The sequence below is a fragment of the Flavobacterium cutihirudinis genome, assembly GCF_003385895.1.
Lineage (GTDB): Bacteria > Bacteroidota > Bacteroidia > Flavobacteriales > Flavobacteriaceae > Flavobacterium > Flavobacterium cutihirudinis.
Window position 1 is genome coordinate 212,023 of sequence record NZ_QRDQ01000007.1, and the last position, 16,490, is coordinate 228,512.

Consider the following 16,490-nt stretch of genomic DNA (forward strand, 5'->3'; position numbering starts at 1 on the left):
TTTTAGTAATAATGCAGAATAAAGGACTTATTAAATTTTTCGCAATTCTATTTGCATTGGTAAGTATTTACCAACTATCATTCACTTTTGTGGCAAATAATGTCAAAGGTGAAGCTAAAGCTTTTGCAGGAGATAATCCTGATAAAGAACTTAAATATTTAGATTCTATTGGTAAAGAAAAAGTATTTAATCTTGGTTTTACGGATTTTACTTATAACGAAGTAAAAAACAAACAACTAAATAAAGGTCTTGACTTAGAAGGAGGAATCAACGTGATTCTTCAAATTTCTGTTAGAGACGTTTTAAAAGGATTATCAAACAATTCTAAGAATCCTGTATTTAATAAGTCATTAGCTGATGCAACTGCAAACTTAGAAGGTAATAAGACCTATTTAAATAAATTTTTCGAAGCTTTTGAAGCTAACTCAAACGGAACTGTAAAATTAGCTTCGCCAGATATCTTTGCAAACAAAAGTTTACAAGGTGAAGGTGGAATCGATTTTAAAATGTCTGATTCAGAAGCTCAAAAAGTAATCAAAAGAAAAGTAGCTGAGTCTATCGAAAGTGCTTACAAAGTATTAAGAGAGCGTATCGACAAATTTGGAGTTACACAACCAAACATTCAAAAGTTAGGTGAAACAGGAAGAATCTTAGTAGAGCTTCCAGGTGCTAAAGATGTTGATAGAATTAAAAAATTATTAGGTGGAAAAGCTCAATTAGAGTTCTGGGAAACTTACAAAATTGAAGAAATCGGAAACTTCTTAGTAGCTTCTAACGAAGCTTTGAAAAAGACTGAAGTTAAGAAAACAGAAACTAAAGCTGTTGTTAAAGATTCTTTGAATGCATTATTAACGGATGCTAAAGATTCTGTTGATACTAAAAAAGGAAACAACCCATTGTTCGACAAAATGATTGGTCAGGGTGGTGGACCAGTTTTAGGATATTTTGCTCCTAAAGATACTGCTACAGTTAACGCATATTTCAAAAGATCTGATATTAGAATTTTATTGGGTGCAGACCAACACAATGCTAAATTTGTTTGGAGTAAACCAACTACATTAAAAGATGCTAAAGGAAAAGAAGTTGAAGCAGTAGAATTATATGCTTTAAAAGGTAACAGAGATAACGTTCCTGCAATGAGCGGTGGTGTTGTTACTGATGCAAAAGATACTTTTGATCAATTAGGAAAACCAGCTGTTTCTATGCAAATGAACAGCCAAGGTGCTAAAGTTTGGGAAGAATTGACTGGAAGAGCTTTCTCTCAAAAAGGTTATATTGCTATTGTTTTAGATGATATTGTTTATTCTGCTCCTGGTGTTACAAGTGGTCCAATTGCTGGAGGAAGATCTGAAATTACAGGTTCTTTTGATGTAGCTGAAACTAAAGATTTAGCAAACGTATTAAATGCTGGTAAATTACCTGCTTCTGCTGATATTATTCAATCAACTGTTGTTGGACCATCTTTAGGTCAAGCTGCAATTGACGCTGGAACAATTTCTTCTGTATTAGGATTTTTATTAGTTTGTTTATGGATGGTATTCTATTATGGTAAAGCAGGTTGGTATGCTAACCTTGCATTATTATTAAACTTACTTTTCTTGTTCGGAATTATGGCAAGTTTTGGTTTTGTATTGACATTGCCAGGTATTGCAGGTATCGTATTAACATTAGGTACGGCGGTAGATGCGAACATTATTATATTTGAAAGAGCAAAAGAAGAATTACGTGAAGGTAAATCTTTATCTGAAGCTGTTGTAGCTTCTTACGGATGGCACGGAGCAATGCGTTCTATTATTGATGCGAACGTAACACACGTTTTAACTGGAGCTATCTTGTTTATTTTTGGAACAGGACCAATTAAAGGTTTTGCTTTAACTTTATTGATCGGTATCGTAACTTCATTGTTTACATCAATCTTTATCGCGAGAATTTTTATTGACAAAAACATCGCTGGAAAAGCTGATTTGACTTTCTGTACTAACATTACTAAAAACTGGTTTACTAATTTCCACTTTGACTTTATTAAAATCAAAAAATTCACTTATATCTTCTCTTCTATTGTAACGGTAGTAAGTTTAGTTTCTATCTTCTTCGTTAACGGATTAGATGAAGGTGTTGATTTTGTTGGAGGAAGAACTTTCCAGGTTAAGTTTGAGAAACCAGTTGATGCAACTGTAATTTCAGATGAATTATCTGCTGCTTTCGGAACTCCGGTTGAAGCTAAAGTTTTAGGTGATGATGATCAGTTGAAAATCACAACTAAATATAAAATTAAAGAAGACGGTGTTGCTGTTGATGAAGAAGTAAACCAAAAGTTATATCAGGCTTTACATAAGTATTATCCAAATACTACTTATGATAAATTCATCAACTCATTTGATGGAAAAAAAGTAGGGGTTTTACAAGCTTCTAAAGTTGGAGCTTCTATCTCTGAGGATATTAAAACTAACTCATACTGGGCAGTTCTTGGTGCGATGGCAGTTATTTTCTTATACTTAATGGTTTCTTTCCGTAAATGGCAGTATTCATTAGGTGCGATTGCAGCTGTTGCGCATGACGTAATCTTTGTATTAGGAATCTATTCTTTATGTTATAAATTCATGCCTTTCCACATGGAAATGGATCAGCACTTTATTGCTGCGATTCTTACGGTAATTGGTTACTCTATGAATGATACTGTAATTGTATTCGACAGAGTTAGAGAGTTTATCATTGGAAACCGTAAAGGTAGTTTTGAAGATATCGTAAATGCTTCTATTAATACTACTTTATCAAGAACATTGAATACTTCATTAATGATGATCATTGTATTATTGACGATGTTTATCTTTGGTGGAGAATCAATTAGAGGATTTATCTTTGCAATGTTAATTGGTATTATTGTAGGTACTTATTCTTCGTTATTTATTGCTACGCCAGTATTGGTTGATACAATTTCTAAAGATGAAAAACATACAATCGAAGACAAACATAATAAGGCATAATTAAAAACCTTAGTTATATAAAATAGATCCAGTGAAAACTGGATCTTTTTTTTATGCTCTATTATAAGGTGTTTTGTCTTCTTTTGGTTTATTACCCACTCACTGAAGGTTTTCTTTTGAAATGCTGCGCAAATGTCTCTGACTTTGCGCAATTTTTTTGTTTGTTAGAAATTGGAATGTTGTCAAAAGTCTTCTGGCTTTTTTTGTTAGTGTAAGATAATTTTTTCTGAGTTTAGGAAATTATACTATGTTTTTAATTTTGATTTGGTTTAAAGTCGGAGACTTTTAGGTGTTTTCGTTTTTTATAAGATTTAAGAATAGCGCAAAGTCAGAGACATTTGCGTAGCGCTATTCAGGGCTACTTTGTGAAGCGAATTCTTTTGAAAATGATTCTTTCTCGCTAGCCCCGATGGAAGCGGTATCCTTTTTCCTGCTTCTTTAGCAGGAAAAAGATATAGCGGACAGCGGGAAAGTTATTTCTTTTGAAATAATGGGTTTCTGCTTCAAATAATTATTAGAAATGGAAAGTTGTATTAGAGAGTCGGAAGATTGTAAATTTGCTTTGAATGCGTTACTTATAGAGTAAAAAAAATCCCAATATTTATAAATATTGGGATTCTATATATTTTTATTGTCTTTTTTAAGATGTAGCTAAAGGATTTCTTTGTGCTCTAATGATGAAGAAAAGACCGATTATGATAAAAGGTATGCTTAGCCATTGTCCTGTCGAGAAAAGGCCTAATTCGTTCTCGAAACCGCCTTGGCTTTCTTTTACATATTCCACTATAAAACGCACAACAAACAGAAGTACTAAAAATAATCCGGAAAGGTAGCCTGATTTAAGTCTTGCGTTTGTTTTCCAGTATAAGAAGTATAAAATTGCAAATACAAAAACATAACTGAAAGCTTCGTACAATTGAGTTGGATGTTTTGCAGGGACCTGTGCTAAAATATCAGCGAATTGTGGGTTGTTGGCGATAGCATTATAGGCTTCTTTTGGATCTGCGATTTGAGTTGCGTTTACCGCTTCTGCTTTACTGAATTTATCATGCAAGAAACGAATCCCGAATGCTGATGTTGTTTCGTGTCCGATAATTTCAGAATTGAAGAAATTTCCAAAACGAACAAAAATTGCTCCACTTGCAACAGGAATTACCACACGGTCAAGAATCCATAATAATGGACGTTTTAAAATCATTTTGCTGTAAAAATACATTGCTACTATGATTGAAATTGCAGCACCGTGACTAGCCAAACCTTGGTATCCTGTGAATTCGAATTTTGGCTCGAATCTAAAAGGTAAGAAGATTTCAAGTAAATGATTTCTGAAATATTCCCAATCATAAAAGAAAACATGTCCTAAACGTGCTCCGGCTAAAGTAGCCAAAACTGTCCACACAAATAAAGAGTCAAGTTTGTCAAGTGATTCGTTTTCACGTTCGAAGATTTTTTTCATCAGGTACCAGCCTAAACCAAAAGCTATTACGAACATTAAACTGTAATAACGAATCATAAAAAATCCTAAATTGATTCCTTCTGAAGGATTCCAAACCATATTTAAGGCGTGTGTCATGTAGTATTGTGTTTTTATTGATTGTAAAAATAAATATTTAAAGCAGGTTTCCTCTTTATAAAAAGTTAATGTTTATGTGAACATTTCTTTTCTGGAACGGGATCGTAGCCGGTTCTTCCCCAAGGATGGCAGCTTAAAATGCGTTTCATTCCTAAGTAACCGCCATAGAAAAGTCCATGTTTTTGCAAGGCTTCAATCATGTAACTTGAACATGTTGGCTCAAAACGGCATGACGCAGGAGTAAACGGCGAAATGGCGGTTTGATAAAAGCGCACAAGCATTACAAATGGGTATATTAGAATTTTTGAAAACATACTATTTTAGTAATCAGTGGTATGTATTTAGTGTTCAGTAAGCGGTTCAAATCTGAACTTTTTGAACTGCTTACTGAACACTTATTTTTTGTTAAATACTAAAAGAAGTGCCTTCTTTTCCGTCCTTCAATTGAATTCCTAAAGCAATCAATTGATCACGAATTTGGTCAGAAAGCGCGAAGTTTTTGTCTGCTCTGGCCTGATTTCTCATTCCGATAAGCATATTTACAACGCCTTCTAATTTATCATTATTACTATCAGAAGCTTTTTCGTCGCTCAAACCTAAGACATCAAATACAAAAGCATTAATTGCTGTTGTAAATATTTTTAGATCTTCGGCAGAAATTGTTTCTTTTCCGTCTTTTAATAAATTGATGTAACGAACGCCTTCAAACAACTGTGCAATTAAAATTGGTGTGTTAAAGTCGTCGTTCATTGCGTCGTAGCAAAGTTGTTTCCAGGCTTGAAAATCAATAGAACTTGAATTGCTTGCTGTAATAGTTGGCAAAGCGTCAATGGCTTCCATTAATCTTTTATATCCTTTTTCAGCAGCAGTTATAGCATCATCAGAAAAATCAAGAATGCTTCTGTAATGCGCCTGTAACATGAAAAAACGTGTTACTGAAGCTGAAAATGCTTTGCTTAAAATGGTGTTGTCTCCGCTTAAAATTTCTCCTGGTAAAATATTATTTCCAGTTGATTTTGCCATTTTCTTTCCGTTTAAGGTAAGCATATTGGCATGCATCCAGTAATTTACCGGAGATTGTCCTGTGCAGGCTTCATTTTGTGCGATTTCGCATTCGTGATGCGGGAATTTTAAGTCCATTCCGCCACCATGAATATCAAAATGATTTCCTAGATATTTTGTACTCATTGCAGTACATTCAAGATGCCAGCCCGGAAAACCATCGCTCCACGGAGAAGGCCATCTCATGATATGTTCTGGTTCTGCTTTTTTCCAAAGCGCAAAATCCTGCGGATTTCTTTTGTCTGATTGTCCGTCAAGATCGCGGGTATTGGCAAGCATATCTTCGATATTTCTACCGCTTAGAATACCGTAATTGTTGGTTTCATTATATTTTACAACATCAAAATAAACGGATCCATTGGCAACATAACCAATTCCTTTATCAATAATTTTTTTGATGATTTCGATTTGCTCAATAATATGCCCGGTTGCAGTTGGTTCAATGCTTGGCGGTAAAAAGTTGAATGCTTTTAGAATATCATGAAAATCTACAGTATAGCGCTGTACAACTTCCATTGGCTCTAATTGTTCCAAACGTGCTTTTTTTGCAATTTTATCTTCACCTTCATCAACATCATCTACAATATGTCCAACATCGGTAATATTACGAACATAACGCACTTTGTAATCCAGATGTAAAAAGTATCTGAAGATTACATCAAAAGACATAAAAGTTCTTACGTTTCCTAAATGTACATTACTATAAACCGTTGGTCCACAAACATACATTCCAACATTTCCTTCATGGATTGGTTTGAAATTTTCTTTTTCACCTGAAAGTGAATTGTATATTTTTAACGGCTGCGTTGTATATAAAGGCATAATTGTTTTAAATGTTTAATCGTTTATTTGTTTAACCGTTTAATTGTTTGGGTCGTTTAATTGTATAAACGTTTTATCGTTTTTATTCTTTTGAAAGATAATATTTTTTTAGACTATTTATCTGGTTGCAGATTTTTTCAATTTTTTCACGAGATTCTACATATTCTGTTTCGGATACATAATTTAAATCTTTTGAAATAATTAAATGATTTAAAGTTTCCATTGCAGATGAATAAGAAATCGTTAAAAAATGAGCTTTGTCTTTACTTGTATTTCTTGAAGTTCCTTCCGCAATATTAGTCGCAATTGATGATGAGCTTCTTTTTATCTGAGAAGTTATTCCGAACAATTCATTTGATGGAAATTTACTAGTTAATTTATAAATATCCAAAATAAACATTCTTGCATTCTGCCACACTTCTAGTTTCTCAAATGAAAAAACATACATTCTTTTTCTGTTTAATTGTTGATTTGTTTAATCGATTAATCAAAATTTTGAGGTAGGGAAGAAGCGATTAAACAAATTAACGATTTACCGATTAAACTAAAATTGAGTTTCTAGTTTAATATAATCAAGAAATTCTCTTTTTGTTTGAGGGTCTTTGAATTTTCCACCGAATTCAGATGTTACTGTGCTGCTTTCGATATCTTTAATTCCTCTTGAGTTTACACAAAGGTGTTTTGCATCGATGACGCAGGCAACATCTTCAGTTCCCAAAGCTTTTTGAAGTTCCTGAACAATCTGCATTGTTAAACGCTCCTGGACTTGAGGTCTTTTTGCATAATATTCAACAATACGGTTCATTTTAGAAAGACCAATAACTCTTCCGCTTGAGATGTAAGCCACGTGAGCACGACCAATAATTGGCAATAAATGGTGTTCGCAGGTAGAATAAACGGTAATGTTTTTTTCTACTAACATTTCGCCGTATTTATAATTATTGTCAAAAGTAGAAGCTTTTGGCTGTTTTGAAGGGTTTAAACCACCAAAAATTTCTTTTACAAACATTTTTGCAACTCGGTTTGGAGTTCCTTTGATGCTGTCGTCTGTCAAATCCATTCCAAGAGTCTGTAGAATGTTTTCAACATCTTTTTTTATTTTTTCTATTTTTTCGTCATCAGTTAAGTCAAATGCATCCGCTCTTAAAGGGTTTTTTGCATTACTGCTGAAATGACTGTCACCTATTTCGTCTAAAAAATCTTCGTTGTTTATCATTAAAAACTACTATTATAATGTGGTATATCTTTTTAAGGCGGTAAAGATAATTAATAAATAGGAAACCTTTTCTATGGTTTTTACTATTTAATTGCTCCTTTTTGGATATAATTTAAAATACCGCTGTTGTTTTTTAAATTAAAAAAGGCAATAACATAATGTGTTATTGCCTTTTAAGTTTGTTAAAATTTAATATTTTATCTTTTGTTGTAAACTAAAAGAGCTTCTTTTAATATGTTTACCGCGGTAATCAAATCTTTTTTATTTAAAACATAAGCAATACGAACCTGATTCAATCCCATACCCGGAGTCGAATAAAATCCTTTTGCCGGAGCGATCATTACAGTTTCTCCGTTTAAGTCATAACTTTCAAGCAACCATTGAGCGAAGTCATCAGAATCTTCTATTGGTAGTTGTGCAATGCAGTAAAATGCACCTTTTGGTTTGGTTACAATTACACCTTCGATTTTGTTTAATTCAGAAATTAAAGTGTCACGACGCTCTTTATATTCTGAAATTACTTCGTCAAAATAACTTTGAGGTGTATCTATAGCCGCTTCGCAAGCAATTTGTTCAATTGTTGGCGGACTTAAACGCGCCTGAGCAAATTTCATTACAGTTGCCAGAACATCTTTATTTTTGGTTACCAAACAGCCAATTCTCGCCCCGCACATACTGTAACGCTTTGAAACCGAATCTACCATTATGACATTTTGTTCTACATCTTCTAAATTCATTACAGAATAATGAACGTCATTTCCATCGTATAAGAACTCACGATAAACTTCATCAGCAATTAAATACAAGTCGTGCTTTTTAATTAAGCCAGCCAGTTGTTTGATTTCCGATTCAGTATATAAATAACCTGTTGGATTACCCGGATTACAAATTAAAATTGCTTTTGTTTTTGGAGTAATCAGCTTTTCAACTTCTTCAATACTTGGCAATGCAAAAGCCGTTTCAATAGTTGAAACAAGTGGTACTACCGTTGCACTTGTTGAAGATGCGAATGCATGATAATTAGCATAAAAAGGCTCTGGAATTATAATTTCATCTCCAGGATCCGTAATTGTGGCCAGTGCAAAAAGTAAGGCTTCAGAACCACCAGTTGTTACAATGATGTCTTCTGTGTTAACGTTTACATTTTGGCGCTGGTAAAATTTTGCTAATTTTTTTCTATAGCTTTCATATCCGGCTGATGGACTGTATTCTATTAGAGTTAAATCAATATTTTTTACCGCCTCGATGGCCACTTCGGGTGTCTTGATATCCGGTTGACCAATGTTTAAGTGATACACTTTGTGTCCTTTTTTCTTTGCTAAATCTGCAAAGGGAGCCAGCTTGCGTATCGGTGATTCAGGCATGTTTCTGCCTTTGTGTGAAATTGTTGGCATGAGTATAAATTATTGAAGTGCAAATTTGCATTTTTTTTTCCAATTTAACGTAAACATTATTGGGTGTTATGAAAATGTAACAATTATCAATATTTTTATTAATTTTATATTAAAATATTATCAATGAAAAAATATTTACTGTGGTTTTTTGGGCTTTTAGCATGTTTCTCTACTCAGGCTCAGGATGATTTTATGATCTCAAGCCATAGTAGCAAGATTGTTATACCCTTTAAATTGATAAATAACCTCATTTTTATTCCCATAAAAGTAAACGGAGTTGAATTGAATTTTTTGCTGGATTCTGGTGTTGAAGAAACTATTTTGTTCAGTATGGAAGAAAAGCAAGAAGTAAGTTTTAATAATGTAGAAAAAATTAAACTTCGCGGATTGGGAAGCGAGGAAGAAATTGAAGGCTTAAAATCGACAAATAATGTTTTGGAAACGCATGGTCTAAAATCAGAAAATCATCTGTTGTTTATTATTCTGGACCAAAGTTTTAATTTATCATCACATATTGGAATTCCGGTAAACGGTATTATTGGCTACAAGTTTTTTAAGCATAATTTAGTAGAGATTAATTACCTCAAGAAAAAAATTACAGTTTATCAGGATAATGAAAATATTAGAGAGAAGTTTCAGAAAAAATTTAAAGCTGTTCCAATTTCTATTGAAAGATCAAAGCCTTACGTACTAGCTAAAGCTATTGTTGACAGCACTGAAATAGATGCTAAATTGTTAATTGATATTGGTAATAGTGATGCTTTTTGGATTTTTGAAAACAAAAAAATCAAGTTGCCAACCAAAAACTTTCCCGATTTTTTAGGGAAAGGGTTTAGTGGAGATATTGAAGGACATCGTGCCAAGATTGCAAAATTTTCTATTGATGAATTTGATTTTAAGAAACCTATTGTTTCCTTTCCTGATTCTACATCGATTAGAAATGTGAAGATGGTTCCAGGCCGTATAGGATCTGTTGGTGGAGAAGTTTTAAAACGCTTTACGGTTGTTTTAGATTATGCCGATAAAAAAATGTATCTAAAGAAAAATGGCAAGTTTAAAGAACCTTTCAGTTATAATAAAAGTGGAATTACTGTTCAGCATCACGGATTGCAATGGGTGCAGGAGACTGTTCATTTACAAACCGTTCAGGTCGTTTCTTCTTTAAAAGAATCGGAAGATGCTAATACAAATGCAGATAATTTCAAGTATAAATTTTCACTGAAACCAATTTACGAGATTGTAAACATCCGAAAAAATTCTGCTGCTGAAAAATGTGGATTGAAGCAAGGCGATATTATTGTTCGTATCAATAATGTAGTTCCTTATAAATATACGCTTCAGCAGATTAATAATCTTCTAAAATCCGAAGATGATATTTGGATTACTATGGAAGTTGAAAGAAATAGTTTGATTTTAAAATTCAAATTTAAACTCGAAGATGAACTGTAAATAAGCATTTAAAATAAATTAAAAAAAAGGACTAAAATGTGTGATTATCAATGTTAAAAACGAATTTGATTAAGATATGCGAAAATTCAATTGTTAAATTTTATTTTTTGGCGAACTGGCGTTATTATTTTAGTATGTTTATCCCAAAATTGTTTATTCATGGTCAAAAAATACATTGATTTCTTACAAGTAACTCTGTTTTTTGTTTTTTTATCATTAATTCCAAATTCAATCTCTGCACAATGCGCAGGCGGTGACAGTGCCTTTACGGTTTGCGACGTTCCAAATCCTAGTAATCAAGCAATAGATTTATTTACGAAGCTGGCTGGTTCTCCCGTTTCAGGAGGTGTTTGGACAGATGAAGATGAATCAGGAGGATTAGACACCGCAACCGGAATTCTAAATATTCATAAAGTCCCTATTAGTGGTATTTTTCATTATACCTACACGGTTCAAAATGTGGCAGGATGTACCACAAAATCTGCAACTGTAACGGTTACAATTGGCGGATATTCAGGAGTTACTTCACCAAACGTATCTGTTTGTAGTTCAGAAAAATATTTCAATCTTTTTCAGGCTTTTAACGGACAAGTTTTAGGTCCACAATTTAATGGGCAATGGAAAGACGATGCAACTGGCCGAAATGTTGATGCTGTAATAAATATTGAAGATTTAGAAGGAGATTATAGTTTTACTTATACAATGCCAGCTATTGGCACTTGTCCGGCAATGTCCTCAACGGCTATAGTTACGGTTAAGAGAGCACCCAAATCCGGAGATGCAATTAATCTCTTTTTGTGTGCAACAGATGGTTTGTCTGCCTACACCAATTATGATTTAAATAGTTCGCTGACAGATGAAGATCCAAATGGTACTTGGGCTGATCTTAGTAATAGTGGTGAAATAACTTCTGTTACAGATCATAATGTCGATTTACAAAATATCTATAATAAGTTTGGAGAAAAAGATTTGTACTACAGATATACGGTTTTATCGAACAATCCTATTTGTCCCACGGCACAGACAACAGTAAGAATCAAGCTCGAAAGAAAGCTTGATTTTACAGGAGCAACTGTAGAAGTGAGTTCTGATATCTGCGAAACAGAAATTTCAACAGCCAAATATTCGGTTAGAATTACAAGAGGTCCCTCTTCAGTTCCAAATGGAGCATATTATGTAACATTTAGTGTTTCAGGCCCCATGGCGGCTACAGAAACGATACTTGTAAATATTACTAACGGAGTTCTTTTATTTCCTATAAAATCAGAGTATTTTCAGCAAATTGGAACTTTTAGGGTTACTATTAATGATATATACGCACAGAACAGTGCGCGAGCCTGTAATAATATTATAGGGAATTTGTTCGATGATTTAATAATTTCTCCGATACCGGATTTAGAAGGTTCAAAAATAACTCCGGCAGTAACCTGTCAAAATTCTGAAGCAGAAGTTCAAATTACAGATGCAGTAAAACTTGCTGATGGAATCTATGATATTGTTTATAATTTATCAGGAGCAAATACGGCTAATAATCAAATTTCAAGAATTACAATTACAAATGGAACCGGTACATTTAAGGTTCCTGAGATTTTAAATTCTAAAGTAGGAACATCAATTGTAAATATTACTCATATTACACATGTAAGTTCGCAATGTTCAAATTCTGCCGATGTACAAGGAGAAATTTTGATAAATCCATTACCAAATGCAACAAATTTAAGAATACAAATTGCAGATGTTTGTTTTGGATCGCCCGTTACTGCATCAGTTTCTGGTTTGGGATCTTTAACAGATGTGACACTTTCGTATACACTTTCGGGTAAAAATTCGGCAACTGTGCAAACTGTTGTTCTAACAAGCACAAACGGAAATGCTAGTTTTGAAATTCCTTCTACGTTACTTATAAATACGGGTTCTACTACGGCAACTGTTACGAATTTGAAAAACAATATAACAAGTTGTTCTATAGATGTGACTGGTGTTTCTGATCCATTTTCACTAAATCCAATTCCAGGTGCTCCTGTAGCAACGGATCAGTTATTTTGTAAATCGGATAATGCAACCATATCGAGTTTAGAACCAAAAGGAGCTCAGTACAAATGGTATATTTCAGATGTTTCGACAACACCGCTTGCCAGTGATTATCTTTTAAAAGAAGAAAATTATTATGTGAGAGAAACTATATTGGGCTGTACGTCTGATGCAACTGGTATCGGTGTAATAATTAAAGATACACCAGCGCCTAACTTAATTGCACCTGCTGAATTTTGTGGTTTAAACAATCCGACTATTTCAGATTTATCAAATAAAACCAATGTGCCTTTAACTGTGGTTTGGTACAATTCACCAACAAAGGACTTTTTACTAACGCCGGAAACAGCACTAAAAGATAAAGGAGAATATTATGCCTTTGATTTAGACGATTGCCTTTCTTACGAAAGTACTAAAGTTGTTGTTTCATTAACCGCATGTGATAATGTGCCAAATGATTTTTTTGTTCCGGATGGATTTTCTCCAAATGGAGATAATGTAAATGACACTTTTGTAATACCGGATATTGACTTTTTATTTCCTGACTACAATATTGAAATTTTCAATAGATATGGAAACCGAATGTACAGAGGATTTAAAGGGAAAGCCGGCTGGGATGGTACCAACTGGGAAACAGAAGGATTTGCTCATGGAGTAGCGCCAAACGGAGTTTATTTTTATATTCTCAATTTTAATAAAGACAACAAACCTCCCAAACAGGGGCGACTTTATTTAAATCGATAATTCCATTTTGCATTACTTAATAAAATTCAAATGAAAAAAATAATATCTCTTATAACTTTTCTCCTCTTTATCAGCACGGTATCAGCACAACAGGATCCGGAATATACACACTATATGTATAATATGAGTGTTGTAAACCCGGCCTATGCAACCGGAATGCCGGCGATGATGAATTTTGGAGCATTATATAGAACACAGTGGGTTGGGGCAGTAGGAGCGCCAAAAACATTTACTTTTTTCGGGCACACTGCTTTATCTGAGAAAGTCGAAGTAGGATTATCTTTTATTTCTGATGACATTGGAGACGGAGCAAAAAAGGAAAATAATATCTATGCTGATTTTGCCTATGTTTTAGATCTTGGAGGAAGAAATAAACTGTCGCTAGGTCTTAAAGCTGGAGTTTCATCCATGCAAACAAACTTTAACGGATTCCGTTTTAGCGATCCTGGAACTGATTTTGCTTTTTCGGAAAATATTAATGCTACAAAGCCTAATATTGGAGTTGGTGCCTATTACTTTAGAGATAATTTGTACGTTGGGTTTTCAGCGCCTAATCTATTAAAATCGAAATACATCGAAGAAAAATCAGGAGTAAATGCTTTTGGATCAGAAGAAATTCATATGTTTTTTACTGGGGGATATGTTTTTCAATTTAATGATGCATGGAAATTCAAACCGGCATTTATGACAAGATTTGTAAAAGCAGCTCCAGTTTCAATTGATTTAACTGCAAACGTTTTGTACAACGAAAAGTTTGAATTTGGTGCAGCGTATAGAATCGATGATTCTGTAAGCGCATTATTCAATTTTAATGTGACGCCGTCTTTAAGAGTAGGTTATGCGTACGATTATACACTTTCAAATTTGGGTCAGTTTAATTCGGGAACGCATGAAATTTTACTGCTTTTTGATTTGGATTTACTAGGTAAAGGCTTTGATAAATCTCCTAGATTCTTTTAAAATGAAAAATATGAAAAAACTACTCGTTATTATATTCGTATTTTCAATACAATTTATAAACGCCCAAGATAAAGAATTGGCGAGAGCTAAGCGATTCTTCGATAAGACATATTATGCCGAATCGATTGTTTTATATGAAAAATTAGCTGAAGAAAAGCCTTCACAGGAAGTCATTAAAAACTTGGCAGATTCTTATTATTTTACCAACAATCTTGTAAAAGCACAGCGTTATTACAGATTGCTTTTTCAAAATTATAATAAGGATTTAGATCGTGAATATTATTTCAGATATGCGCAAACATTGAAAGCAACAAATAGTTATGCTGATGCAAATGTGGCGTTGAAAAAATATTATGCTTCTTCAACAACCAGTCGAGATTCTGTTTATTTTCAGAAAGAGCTGAAAGAACTTGAAAATGTTTCAGCAATTGGAAACCGATTTGAAATAAAAAATTTGGGATTAAATACACCAAATTCCGAATTTGGAGCAGTGCAATACAAAGGCAATCTTGTTTTTGCTGCGGTAAAACTAAAGCCGGGGTTATTTGATAAAAAGTTCAAATGGGACAATGAAACTTATTTGAATTTAGTTTCAGTTCCTTTGAGTGAAGTCAACGCAGTTGAACCAAACATAAGTTATTTTGCGCAGGAATTAAAGACAGGAATGCATGAGTCAAATGCTGTTTTTACAAAAGACGGAAAAACGGTTTATTTTACGCGAAACAATTCAAAAAATAAAACCAGAAAAACAGACGATAAGAGAGTTTCAAACCTTCAAATTTTCAAGGCTGAATTAGTCGAAGGAAAATGGACAAATATTGTGGCGCTACCATTTAATAGTCCAAATTATTCGGTTGAACATCCGGCGCTTAGTGTTGATGAAAAAATACTGTATTTCGCATCAGATATGCCGGGAACATTCGGTTCATTTGATATTTATTCGGTAAACATTAATAAAGGAGCATTTGATACGCCAAAAAATTTAGGTCCAATTATTAATACTGATAAAAGAGAACAGTTTCCTTTTGTAGCTTCAGATAATAAACTTTATTTCTCTTCTGACGGACATTTAGGTTACGGATCGCTTGATGTTTTTGTTTCAGAAATCAACGGAAATGAATATGCTGAACCCGTAAATATCGGATTGCCATTAAACTCAAATTTAGACGATTTTTCATTTGTAATTGATGCAAATACTAAAGAAGGTTTTTTTGCTTCTAATAGAGATGGCGGAAAAGGAAGCGACGATATTTATCAATTCAAAGAAACAAAAGAATTAATAGTAGAAGATTGTAAACAATTTATTGCAGGTACGATTACAGATATTGATACAAATTTGGCTCTGGAAAATGCAACAGTAATGCTGCAAGATGCTGATAAAAAGACTTTAAATACGATAACAACTTCAGCAGACGGAAAATTCAGTTTTACGGTTGCCTGCGAAAGTTCATACACAGTTGTTGCCTTTAAAGAAAAATACACCAACGAATCTAAAACTTTGACTATCGGAAAAACAAGAAATGTTACCAACGATGGTTCATTAGCACTAAAATCTTTAGAAGCAATTAAACTAGAAGAAAAACAACTTGCCGAAAACAAAAGAAAGCAAGAAATTATTTTAGAAGAAGAAAAGAAGAAAAAAGAGGCTTTGGCAATTATTGCTTTAAATGAAGCGGCTAAAAAAGCAAAAGCGGACGAAATAAAAGCAGAAGAAGCCAAGAAAAAAGAGAAAGTTGATGCGATTTTAAAACAAGAAAAAGATGTTGTAAAAGATGATAAAGACCGATTAATTATAAAAACTGATCCGATTTATTTTGATTACAATATGTGGTACATTCGAAAAGAATCTAAAGTTGTTTTAGGCAGAGTTGTCGCTTTAATGAATAAATATCCAGGAATGGTAATTGAGATTGGCTCTCACACCGATTCTAGAGGAAATGCTAAATTCAACGAAGAATTGTCTCAAAAAAGAGCCAATTCTACAAGAGAATTTATTATTCAGTCCGGAATAAACGCTAACAGAGTTTCTGCGAAAGGTTATGGAGAATCAGTGCCAATCATAAAGTGTAAAACAGATGATGCTTGTTCAGAAGAAGATCATGAATTAAACAGAAGATCTGAATTTGTAATTAAGAAGTTGTAATGTATTACCATTACAGTATTCCGTAGAGGCGTACTGCAATGCGTCTTATTCATGAATTGATATTCTTAAAGAAAAAATATTTTTTTAATCAAGAAGCCTTTCTTTTGGCTTC

Annotated in this window: 11 protein-coding genes; 5 read left to right on the top strand and 6 right to left on the bottom strand. The window is 33.4% G+C overall.

Annotation, left to right across the window (positions count from 1 at the left end):
• The first annotated feature begins 11 nt into the window (after positions 1-11).
• Positions 12-2,984 (top strand): protein translocase subunit SecDF, encoded by a 2,973-nt coding sequence (gene secDF, locus BD847_RS00930; protein WP_115886395.1) that lies wholly within the window; start codon positions 12-14, stop codon positions 2,982-2,984.
• 640 nt (positions 2,985-3,624) lie between these two features.
• On the opposite strand, the gene lgt is transcribed toward secDF, so the two are convergent.
• The 6 genes from lgt to BD847_RS00960 form a co-directional block, all read right to left on the bottom strand.
• Positions 3,625-4,557, bottom strand: a complete 933-nt coding sequence (gene lgt, locus BD847_RS00935; protein WP_115886396.1) for a prolipoprotein diacylglyceryl transferase — start codon at positions 4,555-4,557, stop codon at positions 3,625-3,627.
• 65 nt (positions 4,558-4,622) lie between these two features.
• Positions 4,623-4,871 carry a membrane protein insertion efficiency factor YidD gene (yidD, locus tag BD847_RS00940; RefSeq protein ID WP_115886397.1) on the bottom strand — a complete coding sequence of 83 codons (249 nt, stop codon included), beginning with the start codon at positions 4,869-4,871 and terminating at the stop codon, positions 4,623-4,625.
• A gap of 91 nt (positions 4,872-4,962) precedes the next feature.
• The gene (gene cysS / locus BD847_RS00945; protein WP_115886398.1) at positions 4,963-6,441 is read right to left on the bottom strand and encodes a cysteine--tRNA ligase; all 1,479 of its coding nucleotides are present in this window, start codon (positions 6,439-6,441) and stop codon (positions 4,963-4,965) included.
• 82 nt (positions 6,442-6,523) lie between these two features.
• Entirely contained in the window at positions 6,524-6,889 is a 366-nt protein-coding gene (locus BD847_RS00950) for a four helix bundle protein (RefSeq protein ID WP_115886399.1), read from the bottom strand.
• A 96-nt stretch (positions 6,890-6,985) separates the two neighbouring features.
• Positions 6,986-7,657: a GTP cyclohydrolase I FolE gene (gene folE, locus BD847_RS00955; protein ID WP_115886400.1), complete on the bottom strand. Its 672-nt coding sequence runs from the start codon at positions 7,655-7,657 to the stop codon at positions 6,986-6,988.
• A gap of 197 nt (positions 7,658-7,854) precedes the next feature.
• Complete coding sequence (locus BD847_RS00960; protein WP_115886401.1) at positions 7,855-9,051, bottom strand: pyridoxal phosphate-dependent aminotransferase; 1,197 nt, start codon at positions 9,049-9,051, stop codon at positions 7,855-7,857.
• A 123-nt stretch (positions 9,052-9,174) separates the two neighbouring features.
• Between BD847_RS00960 and BD847_RS00965 the strand changes: the two genes are divergently transcribed.
• The 4 genes from BD847_RS00965 to BD847_RS00980 all read left to right on the top strand — a co-directional run bounded on the left by BD847_RS00965 (position 9,175) and on the right by BD847_RS00980 (position 16,378).
• A complete protein-coding gene (locus BD847_RS00965; RefSeq protein WP_115886402.1) occupies positions 9,175-10,500 on the top strand; it encodes a PDZ domain-containing protein in 1,326 nt (441 codons plus the stop codon).
• Positions 10,501-10,659: 159 nt separating this feature from the next.
• Complete coding sequence (locus tag BD847_RS00970) at positions 10,660-13,275, top strand: gliding motility-associated C-terminal domain-containing protein (RefSeq protein ID WP_115886403.1); 2,616 nt, start codon at positions 10,660-10,662, stop codon at positions 13,273-13,275.
• A 30-nt stretch (positions 13,276-13,305) separates the two neighbouring features.
• Positions 13,306-14,235 carry a PorP/SprF family type IX secretion system membrane protein gene (locus tag BD847_RS00975; protein ID WP_115886404.1) on the top strand — a complete coding sequence of 310 codons (930 nt, stop codon included), beginning with the start codon at positions 13,306-13,308 and terminating at the stop codon, positions 14,233-14,235.
• A gap of 10 nt (positions 14,236-14,245) precedes the next feature.
• Positions 14,246-16,378 carry an OmpA family protein gene (locus BD847_RS00980; protein WP_115887306.1) on the top strand — a complete coding sequence of 711 codons (2,133 nt, stop codon included), beginning with the start codon at positions 14,246-14,248 and terminating at the stop codon, positions 16,376-16,378.
• Positions 16,379-16,490 lie beyond the last annotated feature (112 nt).

Excerpts from the sequence above, each read along its gene's own strand:
- secDF (WP_115886395.1), top strand. The coding sequence starts at position 12 with ATGCAGAATAAAGGACTTATTAAATTTTTCGCAATTCTATTTGCATTG.
- lgt (WP_115886396.1), bottom strand. The coding sequence starts at position 4,557 with ATGACACACGCCTTAAATATGGTTTGGAATCCTTCAGAAGGAATCAAT.
- yidD (WP_115886397.1), bottom strand. The coding sequence starts at position 4,871 with ATGTTTTCAAAAATTCTAATATACCCATTTGTAATGCTTGTGCGCTTT.
- cysS (WP_115886398.1), bottom strand. The coding sequence starts at position 6,441 with ATGCCTTTATATACAACGCAGCCGTTAAAAATATACAATTCACTTTCA.
- BD847_RS00950 (WP_115886399.1), bottom strand. The coding sequence starts at position 6,889 with ATGTATGTTTTTTCATTTGAGAAACTAGAAGTGTGGCAGAATGCAAGA.
- folE (WP_115886400.1), bottom strand. The coding sequence starts at position 7,657 with ATGATAAACAACGAAGATTTTTTAGACGAAATAGGTGACAGTCATTTC.
- BD847_RS00960 (WP_115886401.1), bottom strand. The coding sequence starts at position 9,051 with ATGCCAACAATTTCACACAAAGGCAGAAACATGCCTGAATCACCGATA.
- BD847_RS00965 (WP_115886402.1), top strand. The coding sequence starts at position 9,175 with ATGAAAAAATATTTACTGTGGTTTTTTGGGCTTTTAGCATGTTTCTCT.
- BD847_RS00970 (WP_115886403.1), top strand. The coding sequence starts at position 10,660 with ATGGTCAAAAAATACATTGATTTCTTACAAGTAACTCTGTTTTTTGTT.
- BD847_RS00975 (WP_115886404.1), top strand. The coding sequence starts at position 13,306 with ATGAAAAAAATAATATCTCTTATAACTTTTCTCCTCTTTATCAGCACG.
- BD847_RS00980 (WP_115887306.1), top strand. The coding sequence starts at position 14,246 with ATGAAAAAACTACTCGTTATTATATTCGTATTTTCAATACAATTTATA.